Raw genomic sequence first — 25,543 nt, forward strand, 5'->3', positions numbered from 1 at the left:
GTTTTCGACCTTAATTCGAAGAAGGAATGATTTATTTTTCTTTAAATTATGATTCTTGGGAATACGATGCGGTTGAAACAGCTTTTATTTTCTACCGATGTCTCTGGCATTAACCCGGATTGTATACGTCAGCAGCACGTTTCATCGATTTTGAAAAATAGCAACTATAAGGATTATCACTCCAGCTTCTTCATTATCACCATAGTATTGGAATATCTTTCGCGATTAGTTCACGGTGAAAGTCTATTATCAATAACGCTGATCAACTCTTCAGTTATAAAAGGGAGTAAACATGAGAAGAATCGTTACCATGCTGATACTATCTGGTGCACTCATCTCATCCTGCGCCAGAGCGACGACAGAGGCAGCCATGGGCGAAACCGAAGTCGAAACCGAGATGCCGAAGATCGAAAAGGAACCGACACCTACGACAACGACGGCGCCGGCCGTTCAAACCGATATTCCCGCACTGAAGGACGTCTTCAAGGATAAATTTCTCATCGGAACGGCGATCGAACCCGCTCAGTTGGACAGCCCGCTGCATGTAGAGTTGCTGAAATACCATTTCAACAGCATCACGGCCGAGAACGCCATGAAACCGGAAGAGATCCATCCCTCCGAGGATTTTTATACGTTCGAGAACGCCGATCGAATCGCCGAATTCGCCCAGGAAAACGGCATCGCCTTACGCGGGCATACGCTGATCTGGCACAATCAAATCGGAAATTGGTTTTTCATGGAAGGCGACGATCCAGTCTCCCCCGAGACACTGAAAGCACGCATGGAATCGCACATCACGACGATCATGCAGCACTATCAAGGGCAAATCTATGCCTGGGACGTCGTCAACGAGCCCGTCGACCAGAATCAGCCGGACGGTTTCTACCGCAATAAGTGGTACGAAGTGCTCGGACCGGAATACATCGAACTGGCCTTTCGCTATGCACGAAACGCCGATCCCGATGCCAAATTGTTCTTGAACGAGGTCAGCACCACGGATCCCTCCAAACGGGATCAGATCGTGGCTTTGGTCCGGGATCTACAGGCCAAAGGCGTGCCTATCGACGGGATCGGCATGCAGATGCACATTTCGCTCACCAATCCGTCCCTGCGAGATTTCGAAGCCGCACTCGAAGCCTACTCCCAATTGGGGATTGAAATCCAGATCACCGAATTGGACATCACCGTTTACGACAATCGGCAGCAATCCTTCGACGAAGCAAGTGCGGAACTGCTCAACGAACAGGGTCACCGGGTCAAAGACCTCTTCGACATCATGGACAAGTACAGCGACAGCATCACCAGCGTCACATTCTGGGGGATGACGGACGATCAGTCCTGGCTGAATTACTTCTTCGTCGAGCGCCAGGATTGGCCACTGCCCTTCGATGCCAATCTCCAGGCGAAACCATTCTATTGGGGCATGGTCGATCCGACGAAGCTCACGCCGAGGATCCATTACGCCAACGCCTCCGAAGGCACGATCGTGGTCGACGGCGTCGATGACGAACGCTGGCAATTCACGGACGCCATCACCATCGCTGACGAAGGCAGCGCAATATCGGCGAAAGCAAAGGCACTCTGGGACACGAATTATCTCTACCTGTTACTGCAGGTCACGGACGCGACGCCGCTGCAGGACGATCGAATCACCCTGCTGCTCGACGAGGGTAACGATAAAACGGAATCGATGGACGAGAACGACAGCGTCTACCATTACGATCTGAATGAAGATTGGCAGAACTCCGATGACGCAGCCGTCGTCGAGACGGAGCAGGGCTATTGGCTCGAAGTGCGCCTGCCGCTCGAATACGTCGAAGGCGCGGTCGACACCATGATGGGATTCGATCTCATCATCCAGGACGGAGAGGGTTCCTTCATCCGCTGGAACGACCTGGGCGAACTCGAGCGAACGACGCCGGCGTTCTGGGGGACGCTGACCTTTGTGGAATCGCCGAAGGGCAGGGTCGTGCATCGAGGCTCGGCGATTCTGGACGGCGTCAAGGACGAGGCCTACGAAGTCGGCGATCCTTTGATTGTGGACACGTTCATCCAGGGAATCGAAGACGAAGAAAATGTCTTCACCGGTGCAACGGCGAAAGTGTGGCTCTTGTGGGACGAAAACGCACTTTACGCCTATGCTGAAGTGGCCGATTCCGTTCTGAGCGCAGCCAGCAACACCGTTTACTTGCAGGACAGCATCGAGATCTTCCTCGACGAGAACAACCGCAAGACGGGCTTCTACGAACCGGATGACGGCCAGTACCGCGTGAGTTTCGAAAATACGACCTCGTTTGGTTCGACGGGCAGCGTAGAGGGATTTGAGAGCGCCACGAAAATAATCGACGGCGGCTATGCTGTCGAGGTCGTTCTGCCCTATCGCACCATCACGCCCAGTCCAGGAACCGTGATCGGGTTCGACTTCCAGGTGAACGACGATCAGGGCAGCGGGGTGAGAGACAGCATTTCCAAGTGGAACGATGCCTCGAACGATTCGTGGCAGTCCACCAGCGGATACGGCGTGCTCATCCTGCAGGAGTAAATCTCGAATTCAAGGTGGTAAACCGCAATCAAAAGCGCGCAGGTTCTCGTTCTCCAAACGAAGCCTGCGCACTTTTTGGTTGTATCTTGCTGACGATCAGGACTCGTCCCCGGATTTTTCGTACACTTGAACGAGCGCGTCGATTTCACCGCGCGTTCGTTTTAGATCGGTGATGAAGTACGCCAGCTGCTCCTCGCCGAGATTCGTCAATTTGTACGAACGGCGCCGGGGTCCCTGGCTTTCTTCCTCCCAATTGGATTGCAGCCAGCCATCCGCTTCCATATCGCGCAGCGCCCGGTAGACCAAACTGGGATCCAGCGTTCCATCGGCAAACCCGAATTCCTCCAATTCGGGAAGCAGTGCATAGCCATGCCGTTCCTCATGACGCAGCAGCACCATGAGACAGGTCCTCAGGAAACGCTGCACGCGTCTTCGTCTGCGCCGATCTCTCCCCCTTCGATGTTCTCGATTGCCTCGATGTGTTCTTTTGTGTGTATGTGTATATGTTCTATTCATGGTGGAAATTATAGCCCACTAATGACTATTTGTCAATAGATGCATTGTCGATAATTTCGACCAGGCAGCCTCCCTATAATTCACGGCCTCGTTGGCGGCCGGTGTTGATTTTGCGGCGTTCTTGGCTATACTGACAGCGTTCTCACCGGGCCGCAGCGCAGATAGCGCTTCTCTGGCGAACGTGTCGAATGTCAAACAAGGCCGATTTGTACTGGGCACAATTTCTGCGTTCACACCGGCGAAAAGACATGCAACCAGCGGGTTCTTTTTCGTTCGGCTTCAGTCCTGCGGACGCCTCCCAGATCGCCGAATTGGTCATAAACGGAACGAAGACGGCAACCGGTTCGGTGCTCTGGTCGTACGAATACGATAAGGAAGCTCTTCCCCGTCGTGGAGAACATTGGATCGTGCTCGACGGCAAGCGCGACCCGGTCTGCATCATCCGGACGACGGACGTAGCCATCATCGCCTTCGAAGAAGTTCCCGAATGCTACGCCCGTGAAGGCGGCGAGGGAGATCGAACGATGAAGACCTGGAGAGCGATCTACTGGAAATACATTCTCTCGGAGTGTTCTCGCATCGGACGAGAACCCAGCAAGAAGGCTCCCCTGGTCATGGAGCGCTTCGAAGTCGTATACCGTAAGCCATTGCAGGCAGAGTAAAGGGAGAAAATTACCGCCGGCCTTTCTACAGCTGGCAGTCACACATGCAAAGAACTATCTGACCGACCGGAGCCACGATGTCAAATAGACCCACTTTATCCACCGAACGCCTGATTTTACGCCCCTTCATTTTGGACGATGCGCCGCGCGTGCAGAAACTTGCCGGCGAGAAAGCCATCGCTTCGACCACTTTGAACATCCCGCATCCCTACGAAGACGGCATGGCCGAAGATTGGATCGAGACCCATGCTGAAGCCTTCGAAAAAGGCGAGTCCGTAACCTTTGCCATCGTTCTGAAACAAGAAAACGTACTCATTGGCGCCGTAGGGTTGGATGTAAACGCCGTGCACGACCGGGCGGAAATGGGATATTGGATCGGGGCGCCCTATTGGAGCAATGGCTACGCCTCCGAAGCAGCTCGGGCCGTTCTCGAGTATGGCTTCGTCGAGCGCAAGCTGAACCGAATCTGCGCTTCCCACCTCTCGCGCAATCCCGCCTCCGGCAGAGTGATGCAGAAGATCGGCATGACTCACGAGGCATCTTTTCGGGCGCATGTAAAAAAGTGGGAGAAGTTTGAAGATCTGGAAGTGTACGGGATTCTCAAGGATGAATTTAAATAGCCAGACACGCGATGCAAACCCTCTCCATTTCGATCGTAAAGATCATCCATGTCCTGCCTATTTCAATGTGAGCACATTTCAAAAAATATATTCGCACTGAATATCAATCTCGCATGAAACCGATGCAAATCCAATACACGGCAGCTCACGACGACAACATCTGCGCGAAGGTTACAACGAAAGCCGATATAATATTACTGGGGATTGCTCACAGGTATGAAATCTGATGCACGGTCTCGATACGAAGAATACATTATTGTGGGATTAAAGTAGTCACATCGTTCGTATTTATTACAGTTAAACGCATGAGGACATCTCGATAGATAACAATTGAATTAGAAAGAGGTGATTTTATGGATATCGTCACATTGGCGCGCTGGCACTTCGCGATCACCACCGTTTATCACTTCTTCTTCGTGCCCATCACCCTCGGCTTGTCCGTTTTGGTGGCCCTCATGGAGACGACCTATCTCCGCACCGGCAACGAACGCTACAAGCGCATGACCAAGTTCTGGGGCAAACTCTTCCTGATCAACTTCGCCATGGGCGTGGTCACCGGCATCGTGATGGAATTCCAGTTCGGCATGAATTGGTCGGAGTATTCCCGCTTCGTCGGCGACGTCTTTGGGGCGCCACTCGCCATCGAAGCGCTTTTGGCCTTCTTCCTCGAATCGACGTTCCTGGGGATGTGGATTTTCGGTTGGGAGAGATTGTCCAAGCGCGCGCACGCAGTCACGATCTGGCTGGTCGCAATTGGGGCCAACGTATCGGCTTTGTGGATTCTCATCGCCAATTCCTTCATGCAGGAGCCGGTTGGATACGCGCTGAGCAGCGGGCGTGCGGAAATGGTCGATTTCGGTGCACTCGTCACCAACCCCCACGTCTGGCTGCAGTTCCCCCACGTATTCGCCTCGGGGCTGACGACCGCATCGTTCTTCATCCTCGGCATCAGCGCCTACCACCTGCTGCGGAAAACCCAAGAAATCGAACTCTTCAAGACGTCCTTCAAATGGGCTGCCATCACCGGGCTCGTCGCGGCTGGCGCAGTCGGCCTGATCGGTCACGCACAAGGCCAGCACATGATGAAAACACAGCCCATGAAGATGGCCGCCGGCGAAGCGCTTTGGAACAGCGAAGACCCCGCATCTCTATCGCTGTTCACCATCATCGACGAAAAAGATCATAAGAACCTCTACTCTATCGAAATTCCTAGAATCTTGAGTTTTATGGCCTTCAATCGCATGGAGGGAATGGTCCACGGAATCAACCAACTGCAGGCGGAATACGAGCAGACCTATGGTCCGGGGAATTACATTCCCCCCGTCACCATCAGCTTCTGGACATTCCGCATCATGGTCGGCGTGGGACTCTTGATGATCTTGCTGGCGGCCGTTGGGTTATGGCAGGTATGGCGCGGGCGTCTCACTATTCCCAATCTGTTCTTGAAAATCCTGCCCTGGGCCATTGTGCTGCCGTTTATCGCCAACACCAGCGGTTGGATTTTCACCGAAGTCGGACGCCAACCCTGGATCGTCTTCGGTCTATTGAGAACGGAAAATTCCGTCTCCCCAACCCTCTCCGCAGGCACATTGCTGTTCTCGCTGATCAGTTTTGGCTTGATCTATTCCATACTGATCGCCGTAGACGTCTATCTGCTGCGGAAATACGCCACGCAGCCGGAGTTGGAACTACTATCTTCCGAACAAGTCTGACGCAAAGTCCCCAGGAGGACGATCATGGCCTTAAACACCATCTGGTTCATACTCATCGGCGTTCTGTTTACCGGATTTTTCTTCTTGGAGGGATTCGACTACGGCGTTGGAATCTTGCTTCCCTTTCTGGGTAAAGACGACCGCGAACGCCGCTTGATGATCAATTCGATTGGACCCCACTGGGACGCCAATGAAGTCTGGCTGATCGCCGCCGGCGGAGCGATGTTCGCCGCGTTTCCACATTGGTATGCCACCCTGTTCAGCGGCTTTTATATTGCCCTGGTGCTCATGCTTCTGGCGCTCATCGTACGCGGTGTGGCGTTCGAATTCCGCAGCAAAAGCGAAGGCGCCCGATGGCGCAGCACGTGGGATTGGGCGATCTGTATCGGCAGCGCAATCCCGGCATTGCTGTGGGGCGTCGCCATGGCGAACATCGTGCGTGGCGTCCCCATCGACGCAAACATGCAGTACGTGGGCACCTTCGGCGATCTGCTCAATCCGTTCGCTTTAGTCGCCGGGGTGACCTCGCTGCTGCTTTTCACCCTGCACGGCGCCAATTTCCTGACGATCAAAATCGAGGGAGCGGTAACGGCGCGAGCGGAAAGCCTGGCCTTGCGGCTTTGGCCGGTGGTAATCATCTTCGGCTTGATCGTGTCGGTGATGGGCTACTTCGAAACCGACGTCGTTTCCCGCCTCGGCTACTTCATCTTGATTATCCCCCTCGCCGCCATCGTAGCGATCGGCAGCGTGGGCTGGCTGATCCGTCGAAAACGGATGGGCTGGGCGTTCGTCATGGCCGGCGCCTGCATCGTTCTATTCACCCTTAGCATGTTCGTGGGCCTCTACCCGCGCGTGATGACGTCAAGCTTGCAGCCCGACGCCTGGAGTCTGACGATCGAAAACGCCTCCTCCAGCCCGTACACCTTACGCGTCATGAGCATCGTTGCGCTCATCTTCCTGCCCATCGTATTGCTCTACCAGGCCTGGTCTTACCGCGTCTTTCGGCGCAGGTTGACGAGTACGTCATCCCTGGAATACTGATTCGCGACACTGCTCGCACCATGACCATGATGGTATCGCCGGCTAACCATATTGCAGACGCAATTCCCGAGTCTTCAAACGCACTCGCCGCATGAACGATCGGGCGTGCATCGATCCGACTGAGTTGTTCTCCAGATGTTGAGAGTCGATCCAAGACTGCTGCAGGAAGCCCGCTCGGCCCGGCGCGGGCTGATTGCGTCTGTGCTGCTGGGCACGCTTTCCAGCGTTCCCCTCATTCTCTCGGCCTATCTCTTGAGTCAGATCGTAGCCGGTGTCTTTCTCGCCGGCCAGACCTTGAATGAAGCCCTGATTCCAATCTTCATGATCCTCGTCCTGCAAATCCTGCGCGCCGGGTTGAACTGGGGAAGCGAAAGTACGGCCGCGCACGCAGCCGGGGAGATCGAACACTCCCTGCGGCAGCGCACGGCGAGTCACCTGATGGCTCTGGGTCCATCGTTCACCCGCCGAGAGCGCACCGGCGAGTTGAGCAACACGATCTTGGAAGGTATCGAAGCGCTGGACAGCTATTTTCGCCAGTACCTGCCGCAGATCGCCAGGAGCGTTTTCATTCCGCTCGCCATCCTTGCCTTCGTCTTCCCGCTGGACTCCATATCGGGGCTGGTTCTCCTGCTCACCGCACCTTTGATCCCCGTCTTCATGATCCTCATCGGCGACACTGCCGAACGGCTCACGCGCCGCCAATGGAGCAGGCTGAGTCTCATGAGCGCACAGTTCCTCGACGTGCTGCAGTGCCTGACGACGCTGAAGGCGCTCGGCCGCAGCAGCAAACAAAGCGAGTCGATACAGTCTGCCAGCGACCAATTCCGGCACCTGACCATGAAAGTGCTGCGTGTGACGTTTCTCTCTGCGCTCGTTCTCGAATGGGTGGCCACGATCAGCACGGCCGTGGTGGCCGTCGAAACGGGGCTGCGGCTGCAGCATGGCCAGCTTGCCTTCCAGCAAGCCTTTTTCATCCTGCTGCTTGCCCCCGAGTTCTACCAACCGCTGCGCAATTTGGCTCTGCGCTTCCACGCAGGGATGTCGGGCGTGGCGGCTGCCGGGCGGATTTTCGAAATTCTTGGGACTCCGCTTCACATCCACAAGCCTTCGATCTCCTCCACCGTTCGAGTCCCCGGGGCGGCGGTAGACATCGATTTCGACGACGTCCATGCTGCATACGAGACGGGAACGCGCCAGGCGCTGCGCGGCGTCAGCTTCCAAATCGCCGCCGGCAAAAGCCTGGCCCTCGTCGGACCCAGCGGCTCGGGAAAAACCACCATCGCCCAGCTCCTGCTGCGCTTCATCCAGGCCGAGCGAGGCCAGATTCGAGTGGGCGAGATCGCATTGGAAGCGCTCGATCCGGTTCAATGGCGTACACACATCGCCTGGGTGCCGCAAAACCCATATCTCTTCAACACGTCGATCACCGAGAACATTCGCATCGCCAGGCCGCGTGCGGAAGACAGTCAGGTCGTAGACGCCGCCAGACAAGCCCACGTTCACGAATTCATCGCCGGACTGCCGAACGGGTACGACACGCAGATCGGGGAGCAAGGTGCCCGGCTGAGCGCCGGTCAGGTGCAGATGATCGCGCTGGCGCGCGCCTTTCTCAAAGACGCACCTTTCCTGATTTTCGACGAGGCCACATCGAATCTAGACGTCGAACGCGAAGCGCAGATTCACACGGCGTTGAAACACCTGCTGCAAGGCCGCACCTGTTTGTTGATCGCCCACCGTTTGACCTCCGTCCGGGACGCCGACAAGATCGTCGTGCTCTCAGAAGGGCGCATCCTGGAACAGGGTTCGCACGAAGCGCTCGTCAGACAAAGGGGAACGTATCAGCGCATGCTGCGCGCCTATCAGGGAACAGCGTGAGAAGGAACGCATCACTTCGACTTTTTAAGCTCGCGGCTCCCTTCTGGAGACAGATGGGATTGGCCATCCTGGCCGGATTTGCGACCATCGCCAGCAGCATCGGCCTCCTGGCAACCTCCGCCTACATCATTGCTTTTGCCGCCCTCCAGCCCTCGATCGCCGAACTGCAGGTCGCCATCGTGGCCGTTCGCTTTTTCGGTCTGGCGCGCGGCGCATTTCGGTACGCGGAGCGCCTGCTGTCACACAACGTTGCCTTGCGCTTGATCGCCCGTTTGCGTGTCTGGTTCTTTCGTAGGCTGGAACCGCTTGCCCCGGCGCGTTTGATTCAGTATCGAAGCGGCGATTTGCTGCGCCGCATCGTGGGCGACGTCGATACGCTGGAATTCTTCTTCATCCGCGTGGTTTCGCCGCCGTTCGTCGCGCTCGCCGTCAGTGCATTGACGTGGGCGCTTCTGGGCAGTTTTGATCTCCGTCTGGCAATGAGCGTCGTCGGATTCCATTTTCTGGCGGGCATCATCCTGCCGGTAACCATGCTGCGCTGGAGCCGCAATTCTGGTCGCCGCCTGGTAGAGGTGCGCGCACAACTCAAGGCCGCCGTCGTCGAGAATCTCCAGGGAGCCGCCGACATCCTGGCCTTCGGCCAGGAAGAAGCACACCTCGAACGCCTGCATCGTTTGAGTCGGAGGCTCACGGAACTGCAAACTGGCCTCGCCAGGCGAGACGCCTTCGCCGCAGTGCTCAACGACCTAACGATGAGCCTGGCGGCCCTCGTCGCCCTCGTACTCTGCATCCCTTTGGTCCGCCAGGGACAGATCGAGGGTATCTACCTGGCCGTCATCCTTTTGGCGACGATGTCCAGCTTCGAGGCCACCGCACCACTTGCCGCAACATTCCGTAAGCTCGAAGAACAGACTTCCGCCGCGGATCGACTTTTCGAAATTATCGACGCCACACCTGCCGTCGAAGATCCCGCAGAACCCGCCCCACGGCCTGCCGATCCCACAATTCAGTTCGATGCCGTGTGTTTCCGCTACCGTACAGCCCTGCCGCTCGCCGTGGACGGGATCGATTTCGAGCTGCCGCCCGGCGGGAAATTGGCCATCGTGGGGGCGAACGGGTCGGGAAAAACGTCGATCGTGAACCTCTTGCTCCGATTTTGGGACTACGAAAGTGGATCCATTCGAATCGGTCCGCACGAGATTGGCGATTACCGCCAGGAGGACCTGCGCGGATTGATGAGCGTCGTCCCGCAGCGCTCGCAATTTTTAAACGATACGATTCGAGGAAACCTGATTCTGGCGCAGCCCGACGCGCATCCAGCGCGGCTCGAAGCTGCCGCCCGTTGCGCGCAAGTCCTTGACTTCATCCAATCCCTGCCGCAGGGTTTCGATACCCGCATCGGCGAAAGCGGGCTGCTTTTGAGTGCGGGAGAACGCCAGCGGCTGGCAATCGCCAGAGCGCTCTTGAAAGACGCCGCGCTGTTGATCCTGGACGAGCCGACCACCCATTTGGATGCCATCACCGAGCGCTCGTTGATGAACGATTTACTCGCCTGGTCGCAGGATCAGAGCGTGCTGCTCATCACCCACCGCCTTGTCAACCTGCACCGCATGGATCAGATTATCGTCCTGCGGCAGGGCCGCGTGATCGAACGCGGTAGCCACGCCAGCCTCATCGAGCGGGAAGGCGTTTATTGGCGACTGTTGCAGCGCCAAAACCAGGCCGACTTGATTGAAACGCTCGGCGCCGGGAGAACGTGTTAGTATAAGAAGCGTCATCACCGACGGGGTTCGTAAGGATCCAAACATCGAGATCAGCACACAATGACCCTCCAAGAAACGAAATCCAGCGAATCAACCGGCTACCTCCCTCTTATCCGCTCGAATCCCAATTTCCGCTATCTGTGGTTCGGCCAGATCATCAGTTTGCTGGGGGATTGGTTCAATCTGATCGCCTCGGCGACGCTGATCAATCAGTTCTCTGAAAGTGGGCTGGCTATCAGCGGGTTGTTCGTCATCCGCATGCTGGCGCCTTTCCTGATCAGCCCGCTCGCGGGCGTCCTCGCAGACCGCCTCGATCGCAGGCGTTTGTTGATCTCCGCCGACTTGCTGCGTGCAGCGGTCGTTCTGTGCTTCTTGTTCGTACGAACGCCCAGCCAGGTCTGGTTGTTGTATAGCCTGACCGCCGTGCAGTTGGCCATCAGCGGCATTTTCTTCCCTGCGCGCACTTCAATCCTCCCCGATATCGTCGTGGAAAGAGATCTCGGCCACGCCAACGCGATATCCTCCGCCACCTGGTCGATCATGCTCGCCCTGGGTTCTGCACTCGGCGGATTGGCGGCCGGCAGTTGGGGGGTATATCCCGCCTTCATCATCGATGCTTCCACCTTCCTTTTTTCGGCGTTCTTCATCGCACACATCAGCTACGCAAAACTGTCTGGAAATCAGAGACCTTTGAGCGGCCAGCGCTCGAGTCTCAACCAATACATCGATGGCTTGCGCTACCTCAAGCGTCATCCGCACGTGTTCGTCCTCACGCTGCACAAAGCTGCATTCAGCCTGTTGATCTCCGGTCCGTTTCAAGTCGTGCAGGTGGCGATCGCAGAAAAGGTGTTCGTCATCGGCGAGAACGGCGGCATTGGCCTGGGCATTCTCTTCGCCGCGGCCGGAATCGGCACGGGATTTGGCCCCATCGTTGCACGTGTATTCACGCAAGATCGAGAGCGGCCGTTGAGCATCTGGCTTGCCATCGGATATCCGTTGGGCACCATCGGATCGTTGATCATGGCCCCCATGGCGAGCTTCGGGATCGTCCTGTTGGGTACGATGCTGCGCGCCGTCGGCGGCGGTCTCAACTGGGTTTTTTCGAATCAACTGCTGTTTCAGACCGTGCCCGAAGATGTGCGCGGGCGCGTCTTCGCTTCAGAGTTTGCGTTTTTTTCGCTGGCAAGCGCAGTGGGCTCGCTCGCCGGAGGCTGGGGAGTCGACCGGCCGCAGGTGGGAATCGAAGGCACTTTGCTGTGGATGGCCGCGTTGATTCTCGTGCCCGGGGTTTTATGGTCGCTGTGGCTGATACGCAGGCGCCCTCGCGAGGCGCGTTGAGTTCGGATTACGCTGCAGAAAATCCCGGAACTTCGAAGCTTTTTCCGCCTTCTTCCAATTGCCAGAACGGATACCAGGCCACACCAAAATGCTCGATGAGAATGTTCTTTTTATACGGCGTGAGCTTGAGCTCCTCGATCTGGAATGCCGCCTCCCCCCAACGATCATCCAGTTCGTCCAATTCCCGGGATAATTCTGCTTCGAGTTCGGCGAGTTCCTGCTTGAACTCTTCGATCACGTCCAGGGACTCCTCGACGTCGGCCTTCGCCTTGGCGGTCATACGGCGTTTGGTGACTGACGTTGAGACACGGCGGCGGCTGCGGGATCCGCCGAACAGACCCAGGAGATTTTCGCCCAGAATCGCCAGCTCTTCCATCTTGCGGGACTGATGCTCGGCTTCATCTTCAGCCAATTCACGTTCTTCCTTGGCGAGCCGTGTCTGGATCGACTTGATCTTCTTCTCGTATTTCTCACGCAGGGTTTCTGCCTCGTCGTCACGCGCAGCCTGGGCTGCCTGGGCACATTGCTCTCGAAATTCGGCCGTCGTGACGCCCGGTTCGGCAACGAGCTGCAGCGCTGGATTGGCTTCCAATATAAGTTCTGCGCCGTGATACACGTAATCCAGAAAATCGGTTTCCAGCGATTTGAGTGTCCTCGTACTCGAAAGCGGCTTCTCCAGATCCGTGAATTGGGATTCGGGAGCCGGGCCCGAATCGAACGCCTTCGATGTGAAAGGCGACGTACGCACTTCATCCCAATGCACCACACCACGCGGGTCGACATCAATCAAAAGTGCTGCGAGCGTGTCTTCGTGGTCGATGTCATTTTTCCGATCGAGGTAGCGAACCGAAGCTTGCGCGAAAAGCGATGGTCGATAGACGATCCCCAGGTGTTTTGCCTTCGGCGTCTCCATCCCGGCTGATTGGAGCGCCTGGGCGACCGTGAGATTGTTGGCCAGGAACAACTCTTCCACACCGGTGGGTACCGCAGGACGAGTGGCGGAAAGCCTCATATCGACCTTCATCTCGGACCCGGCCGCATGTTTCTTCCCCCGTCCGGATGCTTTTGTATCTGCGCTTACGAGCGCATTGAGATCCTTCAGCTGCGTACGCGTGATCGGGCCCTTCAGATACGCCATCGCCCAACGCGTGTGGAAAATCTCGGGCGCTTTCTCGTGCACGTTGTGCAGCAAGAACACGCGTTTCCCCAAAGAGGAGATGCTCTTGTCCGCCTTCGCCCGGCTGAACCCGCCCTTTCCCGCCTCGATGCCCTCCAATCCTTCCAGGAGACGCTGCTTGTCCCGCTCGGTTTGCAGCCGGCCGATGAACCAGGTGCCCGCATTGCTCAACCCCTTGTAGTCCAGATCGGCCGGGTTCTGCGTCGTGAGCAGCAAACCGAGCCCGAAGGCGCGGGCTTGCTTGAGCAGGCGCAGCAGCGGGGGTTTGGAAGGCGGCTTGGCCACGGGCGGCATGAAACCGAACACCTCGTCGATGTACAGCAGTGCACGCAGCGAATCCGAGCCCGACTGCTGGTACATCCAGGCTTCGAGGGCCGTCAGCAGCAGGGTGACGAAAAACATCCGCTCCGCGTCCGGCAGGTGCGCCAGGTAGAAAATGCTTTGTTTTGGCTTTCCGTCCTTACCCCAAAGGAACGCCTCGATGTCCAGCGGCGTTCCCTCGACCCAGGCTTCGAAAGAAGGCGCTGCGAGTAGATTGTTCAGCGAAACGGCGAGTTCGAAACGGTCATCTTCGGGGTAGAACTGATCCATCTCGAAGGCGCCCAGCCGTTCGAAGGGAGGGTTCTGAATCTGCCGGATCAATTCGGAGAGATCCATGTCCTCACCTTCCACCCAGGCTCGCTCGAGCAGGTTGGCCAGCAGGATGTGCTCGCGAGATTTGACCGGGTCGGATTCGATGCCCACCAGTCCCAGCAGCGCCGTGGCTGTGCTGGAAATCTTTTCCCGGATCGCCTCTCGATTTTCGTCCCACGAAAGCGCCGGTGCTTGCAAGGAGGTAAGAATGCTGACCGGGATGCCGGCGTCCGATCCCGGAGTAAACACGGCATAATCGACCGCCTGGCGAACGCGCGCAATGCGCTCGGAATCGATGTCCCACTCCGCCAGTCCGGATTTCCACAGGTCGGCGACTTCTTGCGCCATTTCGGCAGCCGACTTGCCTTCCCGCTGCGCGGTGTCCGCGTCCACCCAGGGCTCGAAATCCTGCGGATCGAGCGAAGGGAAATGCAGTAACAAGTTGGCAATGTCGCCCTTGGGATCGATCACCAGTGCCGGTATGCCGTTCAAAGCCGCTTCCTCGAGAATGTCGATACACAGCCCGGTTTTACCCGATCCCGTCATACCCACGACGACGCCGTGCGTCGTCAGATCGTCCGGATCGTAGAGCGTCGGTTTTTGAAGGATCATTTTCTTCTTCGGGTCGTACGTCTTGCCGATGTAAAACTTGCCTTCGGTCTTCAAAGCCGCCTCACTTTCATTCGCTCAGAGCCCCCCTTCCGCGTAGATCTTTTCGAATTCTATCAGGAATTGGTCCGCCAGATCCGGGTCGGCGACGATCAACAGATTTTCATCGTTGTGTTCCTCGGCGCTGCGCGTGAAATTATAAGAACCACAGATCACGGTCTCCCCATCCAGGATGATAACCTTATGGTGCATGGTCCCCGGGTTTCCGTCCAGGCGCACGTCCACGCCGCCTTCACGAAGCGCTTCGTACTGCGCGCCCACCGCCGCCGCCTGATCGCTTTCGATCACCCCGCGCACGCGTACCCCTGCATCCGAACGGGCGAGCATCGCCCTGGCGATTTCATCCGAGGTAAAGGAGAAAGCCAGGAATTCTATCGTGGAATCCGCATCATCGATCAATTCGACCAATTCCGGGGCCACCGGCACGTCCGGCGAGAACAGGACCGTCCACTCCCCTTCATCGAGAACTACGGAGTCCAGGTCCGGATCGGGCAATGAGAGCGCACCGAAACGATCCTCGAGGAACATCTCTTCGAATTCACGGGAATAGCGCTGCGCCAGGTCGGCGGAGCGTACGGCAAGCAGGTTGTTGTTATTGACGTAAGCCCCTCGCACCGTGAAATTCATCGAGCCCGTCCAGACTTCCACGCCATCCAGGATGACGAATTTATGATGCATCAGGTGCTGCCGCAGATCGCCGATGACTTCGATGCCCTCCTGCTCGAGTTCGGTTATCTCACCTTCGGAGCGATAATCACTTTCGACGACGAGCCGCACCTGCAATCCGCGTCGATGCGCCCGAATGAGCGCATCACGTATGCTCCACAAATCCAGATGATAGATCGCCACGTCTACCGAATACTGCGCCGCATCGATCGCGCTCGCCAGATAAGAGTCCGGCCCACCCCGGTACGAGGCGGCATCCGGCCCTCCCGGATCGGAGAACAGAACCGTCCACGCGCTTTCCGGGTCGATTTGCGGCGTCGGGGATGTCGCTTCCCGTTCGGGTTCACCCTGGAACACGAAAAACAATGCGACGAGGAGAATGAACGTCAACGAAGCGGCGAGCGTTGTCGGATTGATGGTTATACGTCGTGGCACGTCAGACCCCAGCCCCAATGCCTATGGTTCCCCCAAGAGATACACGATATCTTTCTCGGGACTGCCTTCTTGATTATAACCGCCAAGAGCCGGGCGGACAAATATCGAAGTCGTCTGTCGTTTTAAAAACCTTTAACCGCAACGCCCAGAAACAAAAGAACGTAACCAAACAGTACAAGCCAGAAGGATATCGAGGATAAAACCGGGATCGAGCCGATGTGAGCCAACAAACCAACGACGGCGAAGATCAACGACACGATGAAAACGCTTCTCGACGGTCTTTTTATGCGCATATTGCCTCCTCGGTAAAACGATAATGACGACTTTCGATGATCTACTCTTTCTCAGCGAGTTCGCGCAGGATCGATCGAGCCAATCCCGGTCCGCGATAAACGAGACCCGTGTAAACTTGAACCAAAGCGGCGCCTGCGTCCATCTTCTCTCTCACGTCATCGGCGTCGAACACACCGCCCACGCCGACGATCGGCAGTTTCCCCTGCGAAAGCTGCGCGATCCGGCGCACCATGGCCGTCGAACGCCGGCGCAGCGGGAGTCCGCTGAGGCCGCCGCTTTCAAGCGCATTCTTCGATATCAAACCTTCCCGTTCGATCGTGGTGTTGGTCGCCACGACGCCGTCCATCTCGTGCGCCGTAATGACTCCGACGGCGTCCTCCAATTCCTTCAGCGTCAGATCCGGTGCGAGCTTGACCAGCACGGGCACCCGTTTTTGCGAGGCGGAACTCAAATCCCGGCGGGCATCGGAAATTTGCCGCAAGAGGGAAGCCAGGTAATCGCGCGCCTGCAATCGCCGCAGGCCCACCGTGTTGGGTGAGGAGATGTTGACAACAAAATAATCGACGAGTTCGTAAAAAGTCTGCAGAAGGTAGATATAATCCTGAGCGGCCGCCTCCAGCGGCGTGTTCATCCCCTTGCCGACGTTGAGCCCAACGACAACGTCCCTCGATTCCCGATCCCCGATGCGCTGGAGAAGCGCTTCGGCGCCCCTGTTGGGAAATCCCATGCGGTTGATCAAGGCGCGATCCTCGGGGAGACGAAAGATTCTCGGCCGGGGATTGCCCGGCTGCGGCAACGGCGTGACCGTGCCCAATTCGACGTGGCCGAATCCCAGACAAGCCAACCCCCGGAGCGCGCGACCTTCTTTATCGTAACCCGCCGCCAGACCCAGCGGGTTGGGAAAGCGGATGCCAAATACGTCCACCGCCAGCGATGGATCGTCGTACGAAAAGGCCCGGCGCAGCAATGCCCTGGCTACGATGGACGAAGATGCCAACACCAATGCGCGCAGCGTCAGACGGTGTACCCTTTCGGGGTCGACGCGAAATAACAGCGCTCGGAGCCATTCATATCCCATGTATTTCAATCCCGAGTGTGCACCGGAAGCGTGCTCGGCGCCGGCTTCGCTGCCCAATATTCAAAGCTCGAGGAATTCCCGCACCGCTGTGGCCTGCGGCTCGGAAATTTGACCGCTGCCTTCCCAGTACTCGATCAAATCCATGAGTTTGAAGACGGCGTGCAGGCGGTAGCCCGCTTCGGCAAGCGTTTCACGTGCCCCACTCTGGCGATCGATGAGCACGAGCACGTCCGTCACTTTCAACCCGACGGCTTTCAGGCGTTCGATGGCTTCGAACTTGCTTTCCCCGGTCGTCACCAGGTCGTCGATCACCAGCGCCGTCTCGCCAGTTTCGTACTGCCCCTCGACTTTCGCCTTCGTACCGTAGCTTTTCACTTCCTTGCGCGGGTAAATCATCGGCCTCTTGCTTTGCAGCGAAAGGGCCGTCGCGATCGGCAGTCCGGCGTACGGCAGGGCGGCCAAAAGATCGAATTCCAGATCGTCCAGGCGCGAACGATACGCTGCGGCAGCCCGGGCGAGCAAAGCCGGATGAGAGGCGAGCAAGCGCAAATCGATGTAAATGGGGGAGATTTTGCCCGATTTGAGTTCGAAAGACCCGAATCGCACGCAGCCCGCTTGTAGCAATTCATCGGCCAGCCTCACCAGGTCGGCCGGAAAGACCGGCCTTGCCGGCCGCCGAGAGAGAAGCGATTCTCGAACGGACCGGATGTTCTCGCGCAGCTGCGCGGCCTGGGCGTGGCGATCTCTGGCGGAGGAAATGCCTCTGGAGACGGGAACGATCATCCCCAGGCCGTCCGCTCGCAGCCCCGCGAGCAGGGCAGATTCGAGATGGCCGCCCTGCGCACCCACACCCGGCGCAAGAAGCCAGAGCTCCGGCGCCGCCGCGCGGACTGCAGCCAGCGCCGAGACGTCCGTGGCCCCGACGACCAGGCCGAGGTTCCCCAGTTCGTTCCACGCCTGGGCCGTGCGCGCCAGGCGAACATAAAGCGGTTCGAAGCTGTCGATCGGCAGGGTCTGCAGATCATCCGCTCCGGGATTGGAGGTCTTACAAAGCACGAAAACGCCCTTCGCCGGATCGCGCAGCAAAGGTTCCAGGGAATCACGGCCGAGAAACGGGCTCGCCGTGACGGCATCGGCATCCAGCGCTTCGAAAAGCGCCCGGGCGTAGGCTTCCGCCGTGGAAGCGATGTCTCCCCGCTTTGCATCCAGAATTACGGGAATGCCGTCGGGGACGAAAGCGATCGCTTCTCGAAGCGCCTTCCACCCCGCAGCCCCGTACTGTTCGAAAAAAGCACTGTTGGGTTTGAAGGCGCAGGCCAACTCGTGGGTCTCGTCGATGATGTGTTTGCAGAAGTCCAACGCCGCAGCGGCGGACGATTCGGTCAACTGTGCCGGATGCGGATCGAGGCCGACACAGAGCAGAGAATCGACCGATTCGATTCTTGCGGCAAGTCTGGAGAAAAACGTCGATCTTTCGGCCATCGTGTTCTCGAAATATTACTCCTGAAGTCAGTATCGCGTACTACGCTTTTCCCAACACCAGCGCCAACAGCGCCATACGCACGTACAAGCCGTATTCCATCTGCCGGAAGTATGCGGCGCGTGGATCGTCGTCCAGCTCCAAACTGATCTCGCCCACGCGCGGCAGCGGATGCATGACGATCATTTCATCCTTGGCCGCCTTCATCGTTTCCGCGGTGATCACGTATGCGCCTTTCACTTTCTCGTAATCATCCAGGTTTTCGAAACGTTCCTTCTGCACCCGTGTGATGTACAGGACGTCCGTCCCAGCGAGAACCGGGTCGAGGGACCCATATTCGGCCTGGGGGATTTTGCGTTCGTTGAGTTCCTCGATCACTTCCGAGGGCATCTTGAGGATCTCGGGCGAGACGTAGTTGAGACGAACGTCGAACAACGAAAGCAATCGCGAAAGTGAGTGCACCGTACGTCCGTACTTCAAGTCGCCCAACATGGTCACGGTCAGCCCGTCCACCCGACCCAGTTCTTCGGAGATCGTGAAGAGATCGAGCAGGGCCTGGGTGGGATGTTCGCCGATGCCGTCGCCGGCGTTGATGATCGGTTTGTGAGCGTATTTCGCCGCCAGTGTCGCCGCACCAACTTCGGGATGACGCAGCACGATCACGTCCGAGTAACATTCCAGCGTGCGGATCGTATCCGGAAGCGATTCACCCTTCGCCACCGACGAGTAGGTCACCTCGTTGATCGGGATCACGCTGCCGCCAAGCCGCTCCATGGAAGCCAGGAAAGAAGACGACGTGCGCGTCGAGGGCTCGTAGAACAAATTGGTGAGGATCTTGCCCTTGAGTAGATCGAAGGTGCCTACCCGCTCGACCATCGCCCGCATTTCTTTGGCCACACCGAAAATGTACTCGAGGTCACCGAGGGAAAATTGTTTGACCGAAAGGATATCCTTGCCGTAAAACGGCGCTTCCTGGCGATCGCCGAGTGGCAGGTAAGGGCTGCGCGCCTTTCGTTCATTGGGGGGTACAAAGGTTGCCATATATTTCCTCCATCAAATAACGTTTATTGGATACCGGCGACGTCTCTCCCAAATCCTCTCGGGACGAGAATTTCGCCGTCTTGATAGACCCACCGGCCGCGCACCTTGACCCGGCGCACGCGCCCCTGCAGCCGCATGCCTTCGAAGGGAGTCCAATCGCAGCGGCTGTGGAAATCTTCTGCCCGGACCTCCCAGGCTGCGTCCGGATCGAACTCGACTTCCGTTTCCGGACTCTCCGGCAGGCCAAAAATCTTTCCCGGATTGAGACTCATGCGGGCGATGAGGTCGTCCATCGACAAACGCCCCTCCTGCACGGCGGTAGCGAACAACCCCAACGAAGTCTCCAGTCCGGGAAAACCCGGCGGGGGATTGTCGCTGTCTTTCTCCTGCAGCGTGTGCGGCGCGTGATCCGTCGCGAAGCAATCGATCACCGCCAGGTTGTCCCACAATGCTTCTTGATCCGACTTCGCCGCCAGCTTCGGCCGCACCTCGCTCCGGCCCGGACCGATATGCGGGACGTCGTCCTGCGTGAGGAACATGTGATGGGGCGCCACCTCACAGGTGACCGCACAGCCGCGCGCTTTCATCTCCCGGATGAGCTGGATTTCGATTCGCCGGCTGACGTGGCAGACGTGGATCGGCCGCCCTTGCAGCATCGCCAGGAGCAGGATCGCAGCCAGGCTGCGGCCTTCCGCGTGGACCGCGAGCGGGCGATCGGCAGGCCAGGCTGCCAGATGACTCCGCTGCAGGGAGAGACCTTCAACCTGCAACGGACCATAGGTCAGATCCAGATACAATTTCAATCCGCAGGCTTGTGAGGCCAGAGAGGCGTACGTTCGATGATTTTCTGCGCTGGCGCCGAGATAAATCCCGTAATCACAGCGGGCTTTTTTCCTTGCTGCGTCACGAGCTTGATCGAAGCTGGCTCGATCGACCAGTGGCGGATTCGTGTTGGGCATGGCCAGTACGGTACTGAAGCCACCCGCCAGCGCCGCCGCAGTTCCGCTGTCGAAATCTTCCTTGTGCGTCGCACCGGGCTCGCGTAGATGCACGTGTGGGTCGATCAGACCAGGCAGGCGGATCACGCTCATCGGACGCCCTGCCCTGCGCGCGGTAGGCAAAAAAAGAGAGCCGGGCGGCTCTTTTTGGGCAGATGAAAAATCGCCCGCTCCGAGGCGCTTACCTCATGGCGGGCCAAATACATAGATGTTATGTATTCTCGATTCCGCATCATATTCCTAAGCGTCTAATTTAAAACCATTTCGCGGGATTGTCAAGCATTCGCGCCCCGGAGATGATAATTCCTCCCCTCTTCGCTGCATGCCTGAAGCCGTAAGGTTATCGGCGATAAACCACGTCCCACATACTTTCGAGATCGATCCGGCGGCGCGATGCCCCGTTCAGTATTCGTTCATTCGAGTTCGCCGCCGGTAATCACAATAACCACATTCCGGATTCGCATCCGGCGGCTCAGGCAGTTCCAGGACGGATAATACTTCGTCGATAAACAGCAGAAAGCCTTGCATATCCTTGGGAATTTCAGTCCACAGCGGATCGCCCAGATAGGCGATGCGTCCGTCGTCAAATCGCTGTAAGTCCGACGGCGTGACGCTGAATAAGCCCAGATGGGTGATGGGGCTGAGCGCCATTGCGTTGGGCGCCGGATTTTCCAGAGCATAGGCGTAAGCGTGAAGCTGCCGTCCGTAGAATTCGATGTGGTGCGGAGCCGGCTGCGTGGTCTTAAAATCAATCACCGCATAACTCCCATCATCAAAACGAATCGCCGTATCGAACCGCCCTCGGATGCAGCAGGCGTGTTCGTGATGCAGCAGTTTGATTTCGGCCGAACTCACCCACTTTTCGCCGTATGCAATTTCTCCATCCGGCAGATCGGGAGAAATTTCTGAGCTCGATTTACCCACGAAATAGGCGTTCATCAAACGATCGATTTTGCCGAAGATACTGGGGAATGGCGCACGCGGGCGATAGAATTTCGAGACGATTTTCAAGTAGAAACAACGTTTGCACTCGTCCCAGAGAAAGGTCAAATCCGAAGGACTTAATTTCCATGTGTTCATGCGCTCCCCTCTCTGGTCCGCTTAAAGCTACATGGGTCCTCTGTGCGAGAACCCATGCTTGCTAACCACATTGGTCGAGTTCAACGATTGAACGGCAATATTCGTCCGAAGTTGAATGTCCCCGTCGTCGATTCAGATCATCCCGTCGTTCACTCCCCCTCAACCACGGGATCACAATCCATGCCTTCCCAATCGTCCGTCGAAAACGTGCCCGACGACCATTGTTCCATGACCGCCGTCAATTGCTCGGTGTCGACTCGACAGATTTCATCGAGTCCCTCTTGACTGCTCACTTGTTCTTGCGTGGCCGCAATTTGCTCGTCGATCTGCTCCTGGGTCAATCCCATTCCCAGCATCTGGTCGATGGCCTCATCTGTATATTCTACCTTGACCTCTTCTGTGCGGAATTTCACCTCACAAAGGTCATCCGACGGGCCGATGATCTCCTGATACGTCGTCGTGGTGATGATGACCCCCATCATCTCGAACTCGACGGGGAAGACCATCTTCGCCGGTTTGCAGTTCTCCCCCGCTTCAATGAAGCACTGCATGTCCTCCCCACAGTCTTTGACACTCGATACTGCGGGCATGTTGCATGCCGTCGCAATGAACAGTAAACCGATCAAAGTTACCAGTGAGAGCGTGCGGTTCATCATTTTTTTCACTCCTTTTCTGTTCAACTGAGTCATCCCGGTCGTGCGGAAATGAGACGGCAGACATGAAGAGATCCTTCCCTTCGACTCCTCAACCCTCATTCCCAATTCGTTAACGATCAGAACATGAACATTGTGACATTCTCAGTGTGCGCCCATCTGATCTCAGGATCAATCATACCCTCTTTGGGAGAAAAATACACCGACCTGCATGAATGACGATCCAAAGCAATAATCCGGGCGATCCATGCTCTGGCGGAGGATGCACGCGTTCGACTCAGGTAACGTTCAAATGCACGACGGTGACACCGTCACCGCCCTCACTTGGCTGGCCGGACTCGAAGGAAGCCACATACGGACTTTCCGCAAGTGCCTGGCGAATGGCACTACGCAAGCGCCCCGTCCCTTTTCCGTGGATCACTCGTATGTAGGGCATCCCCGCCAGAAAGGCCGCATCCAGACGACGGTCCAATTCTTCGAGCGCATCATCGACGGTCCAACCGTGGACGTGCAGTTCGAGCGGCGGACTGTCGGCGATGGGTGGGGATATCGAACGTCCCTCACCAGAGGAGCCGCTTTTCCGAGCTGCTTTACTCCGCTTCGTCGGGGCCCCCGCTTTCACCGGCAGCAGTTCGTTGAGATTCGCCCGTACCCGCAGGCGTCCCACTTGAACCTCTGCCTGGTCTCGATCCAACGATTTAATCACCCCTTCGGCATCGATCGTACGCAGTAAGACCGTGTCGCCCTTTTTATACGTATATTCGGAAGCCTCGAACTCTTTATCCGGCAGGCGTAACGACTCCTCGAGCGACCTTTCGATCGTCTCAGCCTGTGTTTCAGCCGCTTTCAAATCGTCTCGCGACTGCTGCGATTGAGAGAATTCCCGTTTGATCTTGCGCAGTTCGTCCCGCATTTTTTCGAGTTCGGCCTCGGCGGCCGCTTGTGCGGCGAGCAGGATATCCTCACGCTCCTTTTCGATTCCCGCCAAACGTCGAGAAAGCTCTTCCTGCAGCGCCATGGCCTGCTGGCGCGTCGTTTCGGCTTCATTACGATCCTTGCGGGTCAGCTGCCGCTGTGCGTGGATTTCGTCCAACAGTCGTTCGGCTTCCAGATCAGCGCTGGAAAGCATTGCACGCGCTTTCTCGACGATGGCTTGCTCGAGACCCAAACGTGCGGCGATCGCCAGCGCGTTCGATCGTCCCGGCAGGCCGATAAGTAGATGATACGTCGGGCGCAGACTCTGCAAATCGAATTCCATGCTGGCATTCTCCACACCGGATACACTGTGCGCATACGTTTTAAGTTCGGGATAATGCGTTGCGACCAACGTGGTGATCGAACACTCCAGCAATTCACTCAGGATGGCGCGCGCCAGCGCTGAACCCTCCTGCGGGTCTGTGCCCGCACCCAATTCATCGAGCAAAACCAGGGATTTCGACGTCGCGTGGTCGAGGATCGTCTTGATGTTGGAAACGTGAGACGAAAAGGTCGATAGCGACTGCTCGATCGATTGCTCGTCGCCGATATCAGCGTACACCGCGTCGAAAACGGAAAGCTCCGATCCTGACATCGCCGGGATGTGCAGGCCGCACTGCGCCATCAATACAAGCAGCCCCGCGGTCTTTAAGGTCACCGTCTTCCCGCCGGTGTTGGGGCCGGTGATCACCAGAGCGTAGGTGTCCGGCTTTAAAATCAAATCGATCGGCACGACATCGTCCGCTTTCAGCAGCGGATGACGGGCGGCGAGCAAGCGTATCGTCGAGCCCGGACGAGGTGAGACAGCATCCTCGGCGAAGGGTTTGAGTACGGGCTCGCTGGCATCGAGCGTATACGCGTAGCGCGCTTTGGCAAAGGCGAGATCGAGTCTGGCCAGGCCCTCTACGTTTCGCCGGATTGCTGCGGATTGTTCCCCGATGCGGCCCGACAATTCGGAAAGGACGCGCCGGACTTCATCCCGCTCCGCGAGTTGAAGCTCTCTCACCTGATTGTTGAGATCGACAACCTTCAAAGGTTCGACGAACAGCGTGGCTCCCGAGGCGGATTGATCGTGCACGACGGCCTTGATGCGTCCCTTGAAGTCCGCCTGCAGCGGTATTACGAAACGGCCCTCGCGCTGCGTGATGATGGGCTCCTGCAGCAAGGGGACGATCTTGGGGTCGTTGACCATCCGTTCGAGTTTGTCCATCAAACGATCGCGCGCAATGCGGAGATCCTTGCGAATTTTGCCCAACTTCTGCGATGCGCTGTCCAGCACCTCACCGCGATCGTCGATGGTTTTCGAGACCGAATCAATCAGGCCAGGAAGCGCTTCGAGCTCAAATGCAATCCCTTTGAGCAGCGGAAGTGGTTCGTCCAACTTTTCAAAACGCCGGCGCTGTTCGCGGGCAGCGACAAGCGTACTCTTGATGTCCAGCAGTTCAGTAGGTTCAAGCACCGCGCCGTGCGCAGCTGCATCGACCTGCGGACGTACGTCACGTGCGCCACCGATGCTGAGTTCGGGTTTGATGCTCAAGAGCAGGCTGGCCTCCGAGGTTTCCTCCTGGCGACGCCGGACGGCCTCCAGATCCGGCAGCGGGCGCAGTGCCAACGCCATTTCACGGGAGGCTGAAAATGCCGTAAAACTCGCCAAACGATCGAGAACGAGGTTTAATTCCAGGGTTTCATAGGACTTTGCATCCATGGCGAAGGCAGTGTAACATGATTTCAGCACGTTTTCACAATCTGGCCTCGCGGCGCACGATGTCCGCCGAACCGGCGAATGATGATAGGGTTACCGCATCGCTGAAGTCGGAGTGAAGAGAGAAGTATGATGCCGATCGAACAGAAGACTACCGAACCAACGGATCCTTCGTTCAAGCCATTGATGCGCAGTCTGGCTCTGGAGCTTTTCATTTATGCGCCTCTCGTCACGATCTACTTCATCATCGTGCTGCATTTCGCCAAGGAGCCGCTGATTCAGCTCTACGAGCAGGGATCGAAGAGCTACGCTTTCTTGACTTTAATACTCATCCTGATGCAAGGCGTTCTGTTGGAAGCCTTCACGTCCTGGCTGCTGCGCAGAATCGGGCTGCGGTAGTCAGAGATGGAATACCCTATCGCTGGCGTGATCGTCAGTCCCCTGATACTTGCCGGTACCGGATTCGTCGTCGGTGTGCTGGGTGGATTTTTGGGGGTCGGTGGAGGTTTCCTGGCCGGACCGCTCATGTTCTGGGCCGGTGTGCCGATCGACTTCGTGGTTGGAACCGACCTGGCGCATATGACGGGAAAATC

General features: G+C 57.2%; 21 protein-coding genes. 10 read left to right on the forward strand and 11 right to left on the reverse strand.

Translation table 11 applies throughout. From position 1 onward, the window contains the following. The first annotated feature begins 292 nt into the window (after positions 1 to 292). Positions 293 to 2,542 carry an endo-1,4-beta-xylanase gene (locus P8Z34_09470; protein ID MEJ2550898.1) on the forward strand — a complete coding sequence of 750 codons (2,250 nt, stop codon included), beginning with the start codon at positions 293 to 295 and terminating at the stop codon, positions 2,540 to 2,542. A gap of 96 nt (positions 2,543 to 2,638) precedes the next feature. Here P8Z34_09470 and P8Z34_09475 read toward each other — a convergent pair whose 3' ends face one another. Further along, complete coding sequence (locus P8Z34_09475) at positions 2,639 to 2,968, reverse strand: helix-turn-helix transcriptional regulator (GenBank protein MEJ2550899.1); 330 nt, start codon at positions 2,966 to 2,968, stop codon at positions 2,639 to 2,641. Between the two features lie 338 nt (positions 2,969 to 3,306). Between P8Z34_09475 and P8Z34_09480 the strand changes: the two genes are divergently transcribed. The 7 genes from P8Z34_09480 (at position 3,307) to P8Z34_09510 (ending at position 12,069) form a co-directional block, all read left to right on the forward strand. Continuing rightward, the gene (locus tag P8Z34_09480) at positions 3,307 to 3,720 is read left to right on the forward strand and encodes an ASCH domain-containing protein (GenBank protein ID MEJ2550900.1); all 414 of its coding nucleotides are present in this window, start codon (positions 3,307 to 3,309) and stop codon (positions 3,718 to 3,720) included. 77 nt (positions 3,721 to 3,797) lie between these two features. Further along, a complete protein-coding gene (locus P8Z34_09485; GenBank protein ID MEJ2550901.1) occupies positions 3,798 to 4,340 on the forward strand; it encodes a GNAT family N-acetyltransferase in 543 nt (180 codons plus the stop codon). A gap of 353 nt (positions 4,341 to 4,693) precedes the next feature. Further along, positions 4,694 to 6,052: a cytochrome ubiquinol oxidase subunit I gene (locus P8Z34_09490; protein MEJ2550902.1), complete on the forward strand. Its 1,359-nt coding sequence runs from the start codon at positions 4,694 to 4,696 to the stop codon at positions 6,050 to 6,052. Positions 6,053 to 6,076: 24 nt separating this feature from the next. Further along, on the forward strand, positions 6,077 to 7,093 hold the full coding sequence (gene cydB, locus P8Z34_09495) for a cytochrome d ubiquinol oxidase subunit II (GenBank protein MEJ2550903.1): 1,017 nt from the start codon (positions 6,077 to 6,079) through the stop codon (positions 7,091 to 7,093). 135 nt (positions 7,094 to 7,228) lie between these two features. Next, a complete protein-coding gene (cydD, locus tag P8Z34_09500) occupies positions 7,229 to 8,968 on the forward strand; it encodes a thiol reductant ABC exporter subunit CydD (GenBank protein ID MEJ2550904.1) in 1,740 nt (579 codons plus the stop codon). Then, positions 8,965 to 10,731 (forward strand): thiol reductant ABC exporter subunit CydC, encoded by a 1,767-nt coding sequence (gene cydC, locus P8Z34_09505; GenBank protein MEJ2550905.1) that lies wholly within the window; start codon positions 8,965 to 8,967, stop codon positions 10,729 to 10,731. The genes cydD and cydC overlap by 4 nt, the downstream gene beginning before the upstream one ends. Before the next feature lie 60 nt (positions 10,732 to 10,791). After that, positions 10,792 to 12,069 carry an MFS transporter gene (locus P8Z34_09510; protein ID MEJ2550906.1) on the forward strand — a complete coding sequence of 426 codons (1,278 nt, stop codon included), beginning with the start codon at positions 10,792 to 10,794 and terminating at the stop codon, positions 12,067 to 12,069. 7 nt (positions 12,070 to 12,076) lie between these two features. On the opposite strand, the gene P8Z34_09515 is transcribed toward P8Z34_09510, so the two are convergent. The 10 genes from P8Z34_09515 to P8Z34_09560 form a co-directional block, all read right to left on the reverse strand. After that, positions 12,077 to 14,545: a DUF87 domain-containing protein gene (locus tag P8Z34_09515; GenBank protein ID MEJ2550907.1), complete on the reverse strand. Its 2,469-nt coding sequence runs from the start codon at positions 14,543 to 14,545 to the stop codon at positions 12,077 to 12,079. Positions 14,546 to 14,566: 21 nt separating this feature from the next. Beyond that, on the reverse strand, positions 14,567 to 15,649 hold the full coding sequence (locus P8Z34_09520; protein MEJ2550908.1) for a phospholipase D-like domain-containing protein: 1,083 nt from the start codon (positions 15,647 to 15,649) through the stop codon (positions 14,567 to 14,569). A gap of 122 nt (positions 15,650 to 15,771) precedes the next feature. Further along, a complete protein-coding gene (locus P8Z34_09525) occupies positions 15,772 to 15,942 on the reverse strand; it encodes a hypothetical protein (GenBank protein ID MEJ2550909.1) in 171 nt (56 codons plus the stop codon). A gap of 41 nt (positions 15,943 to 15,983) precedes the next feature. Next, positions 15,984 to 17,078, reverse strand: coding sequence for a quinone-dependent dihydroorotate dehydrogenase (locus tag P8Z34_09530; protein MEJ2550910.1), 1,095 nt, complete (start codon positions 17,076 to 17,078; stop codon positions 15,984 to 15,986). Positions 17,079 to 17,081: 3 nt separating this feature from the next. Further along, the gene (gene pyrF / locus P8Z34_09535) at positions 17,082 to 18,503 is read right to left on the reverse strand and encodes an orotidine-5'-phosphate decarboxylase (GenBank protein MEJ2550911.1); all 1,422 of its coding nucleotides are present in this window, start codon (positions 18,501 to 18,503) and stop codon (positions 17,082 to 17,084) included. A gap of 40 nt (positions 18,504 to 18,543) precedes the next feature. Continuing rightward, positions 18,544 to 19,542: an aspartate carbamoyltransferase gene (pyrB, locus tag P8Z34_09540; GenBank protein MEJ2550912.1), complete on the reverse strand. Its 999-nt coding sequence runs from the start codon at positions 19,540 to 19,542 to the stop codon at positions 18,544 to 18,546. Positions 19,543 to 19,565: 23 nt separating this feature from the next. Further along, positions 19,566 to 20,633 carry an amidohydrolase family protein gene (locus P8Z34_09545; GenBank protein ID MEJ2550913.1) on the reverse strand — a complete coding sequence of 356 codons (1,068 nt, stop codon included), beginning with the start codon at positions 20,631 to 20,633 and terminating at the stop codon, positions 19,566 to 19,568. Positions 20,634 to 20,942: 309 nt separating this feature from the next. After that, positions 20,943 to 21,620, reverse strand: coding sequence for a PD-(D/E)XK nuclease family protein (locus P8Z34_09550; GenBank protein MEJ2550914.1), 678 nt, complete (start codon positions 21,618 to 21,620; stop codon positions 20,943 to 20,945). A 149-nt stretch (positions 21,621 to 21,769) separates the two neighbouring features. Next, positions 21,770 to 22,276, reverse strand: a complete 507-nt coding sequence (locus P8Z34_09555; GenBank protein MEJ2550915.1) for a hypothetical protein — start codon at positions 22,274 to 22,276, stop codon at positions 21,770 to 21,772. Positions 22,277 to 22,550: 274 nt separating this feature from the next. Further along, positions 22,551 to 24,983, reverse strand: coding sequence for an endonuclease MutS2 (locus tag P8Z34_09560; GenBank protein ID MEJ2550916.1), 2,433 nt, complete (start codon positions 24,981 to 24,983; stop codon positions 22,551 to 22,553). Positions 24,984 to 25,079: 96 nt separating this feature from the next. On the opposite strand from P8Z34_09560, the gene P8Z34_09565 reads away from it, so the two are divergent. Next, the gene (locus P8Z34_09565) at positions 25,080 to 25,349 is read left to right on the forward strand and encodes a hypothetical protein (GenBank protein MEJ2550917.1); all 270 of its coding nucleotides are present in this window, start codon (positions 25,080 to 25,082) and stop codon (positions 25,347 to 25,349) included. Positions 25,350 to 25,355: 6 nt separating this feature from the next. Beyond that, positions 25,356 to 25,543 (forward strand): hypothetical protein (locus P8Z34_09570; GenBank protein ID MEJ2550918.1); only part of this gene is annotated, 188 nt, incomplete at its 3' end.

This window comes from Anaerolineales bacterium (genome assembly GCA_037382465.1).
Taxonomy (GTDB): domain Bacteria; phylum Chloroflexota; class Anaerolineae; order Anaerolineales; family E44-bin32; genus WVZH01.

Coding starts and splice junctions, on each gene's coding strand:
- cydB (MEJ2550903.1), top strand. CDS start 6,077: ATGGCCTTAAACACCATCTGGTTCATACTCATCGGCGTTCTGTTTACC.
- pyrB (MEJ2550912.1), bottom strand. CDS start 19,542: ATGGCAACCTTTGTACCCCCCAATGAACGAAAGGCGCGCAGCCCTTAC.
- P8Z34_09510 (MEJ2550906.1), top strand. CDS start 10,792: ATGACCCTCCAAGAAACGAAATCCAGCGAATCAACCGGCTACCTCCCT.
- P8Z34_09555 (MEJ2550915.1), bottom strand. CDS start 22,276: ATGATGAACCGCACGCTCTCACTGGTAACTTTGATCGGTTTACTGTTC.
- P8Z34_09480 (MEJ2550900.1), top strand. CDS start 3,307: ATGCAACCAGCGGGTTCTTTTTCGTTCGGCTTCAGTCCTGCGGACGCC.
- P8Z34_09565 (MEJ2550917.1), top strand. CDS start 25,080: ATGATGCCGATCGAACAGAAGACTACCGAACCAACGGATCCTTCGTTC.
- cydD (MEJ2550904.1), top strand. CDS start 7,229: ATGTTGAGAGTCGATCCAAGACTGCTGCAGGAAGCCCGCTCGGCCCGG.
- P8Z34_09470 (MEJ2550898.1), top strand. CDS start 293: ATGAGAAGAATCGTTACCATGCTGATACTATCTGGTGCACTCATCTCA.
- P8Z34_09545 (MEJ2550913.1), bottom strand. CDS start 20,633: ATGAGCGTGATCCGCCTGCCTGGTCTGATCGACCCACACGTGCATCTA.
- P8Z34_09525 (MEJ2550909.1), bottom strand. CDS start 15,942: ATGCGCATAAAAAGACCGTCGAGAAGCGTTTTCATCGTGTCGTTGATC.
- pyrF (MEJ2550911.1), bottom strand. CDS start 18,503: ATGGCCGAAAGATCGACGTTTTTCTCCAGACTTGCCGCAAGAATCGAA.
- P8Z34_09485 (MEJ2550901.1), top strand. CDS start 3,798: ATGTCAAATAGACCCACTTTATCCACCGAACGCCTGATTTTACGCCCC.
- P8Z34_09550 (MEJ2550914.1), bottom strand. CDS start 21,620: ATGAACACATGGAAATTAAGTCCTTCGGATTTGACCTTTCTCTGGGAC.
- P8Z34_09490 (MEJ2550902.1), top strand. CDS start 4,694: ATGGATATCGTCACATTGGCGCGCTGGCACTTCGCGATCACCACCGTT.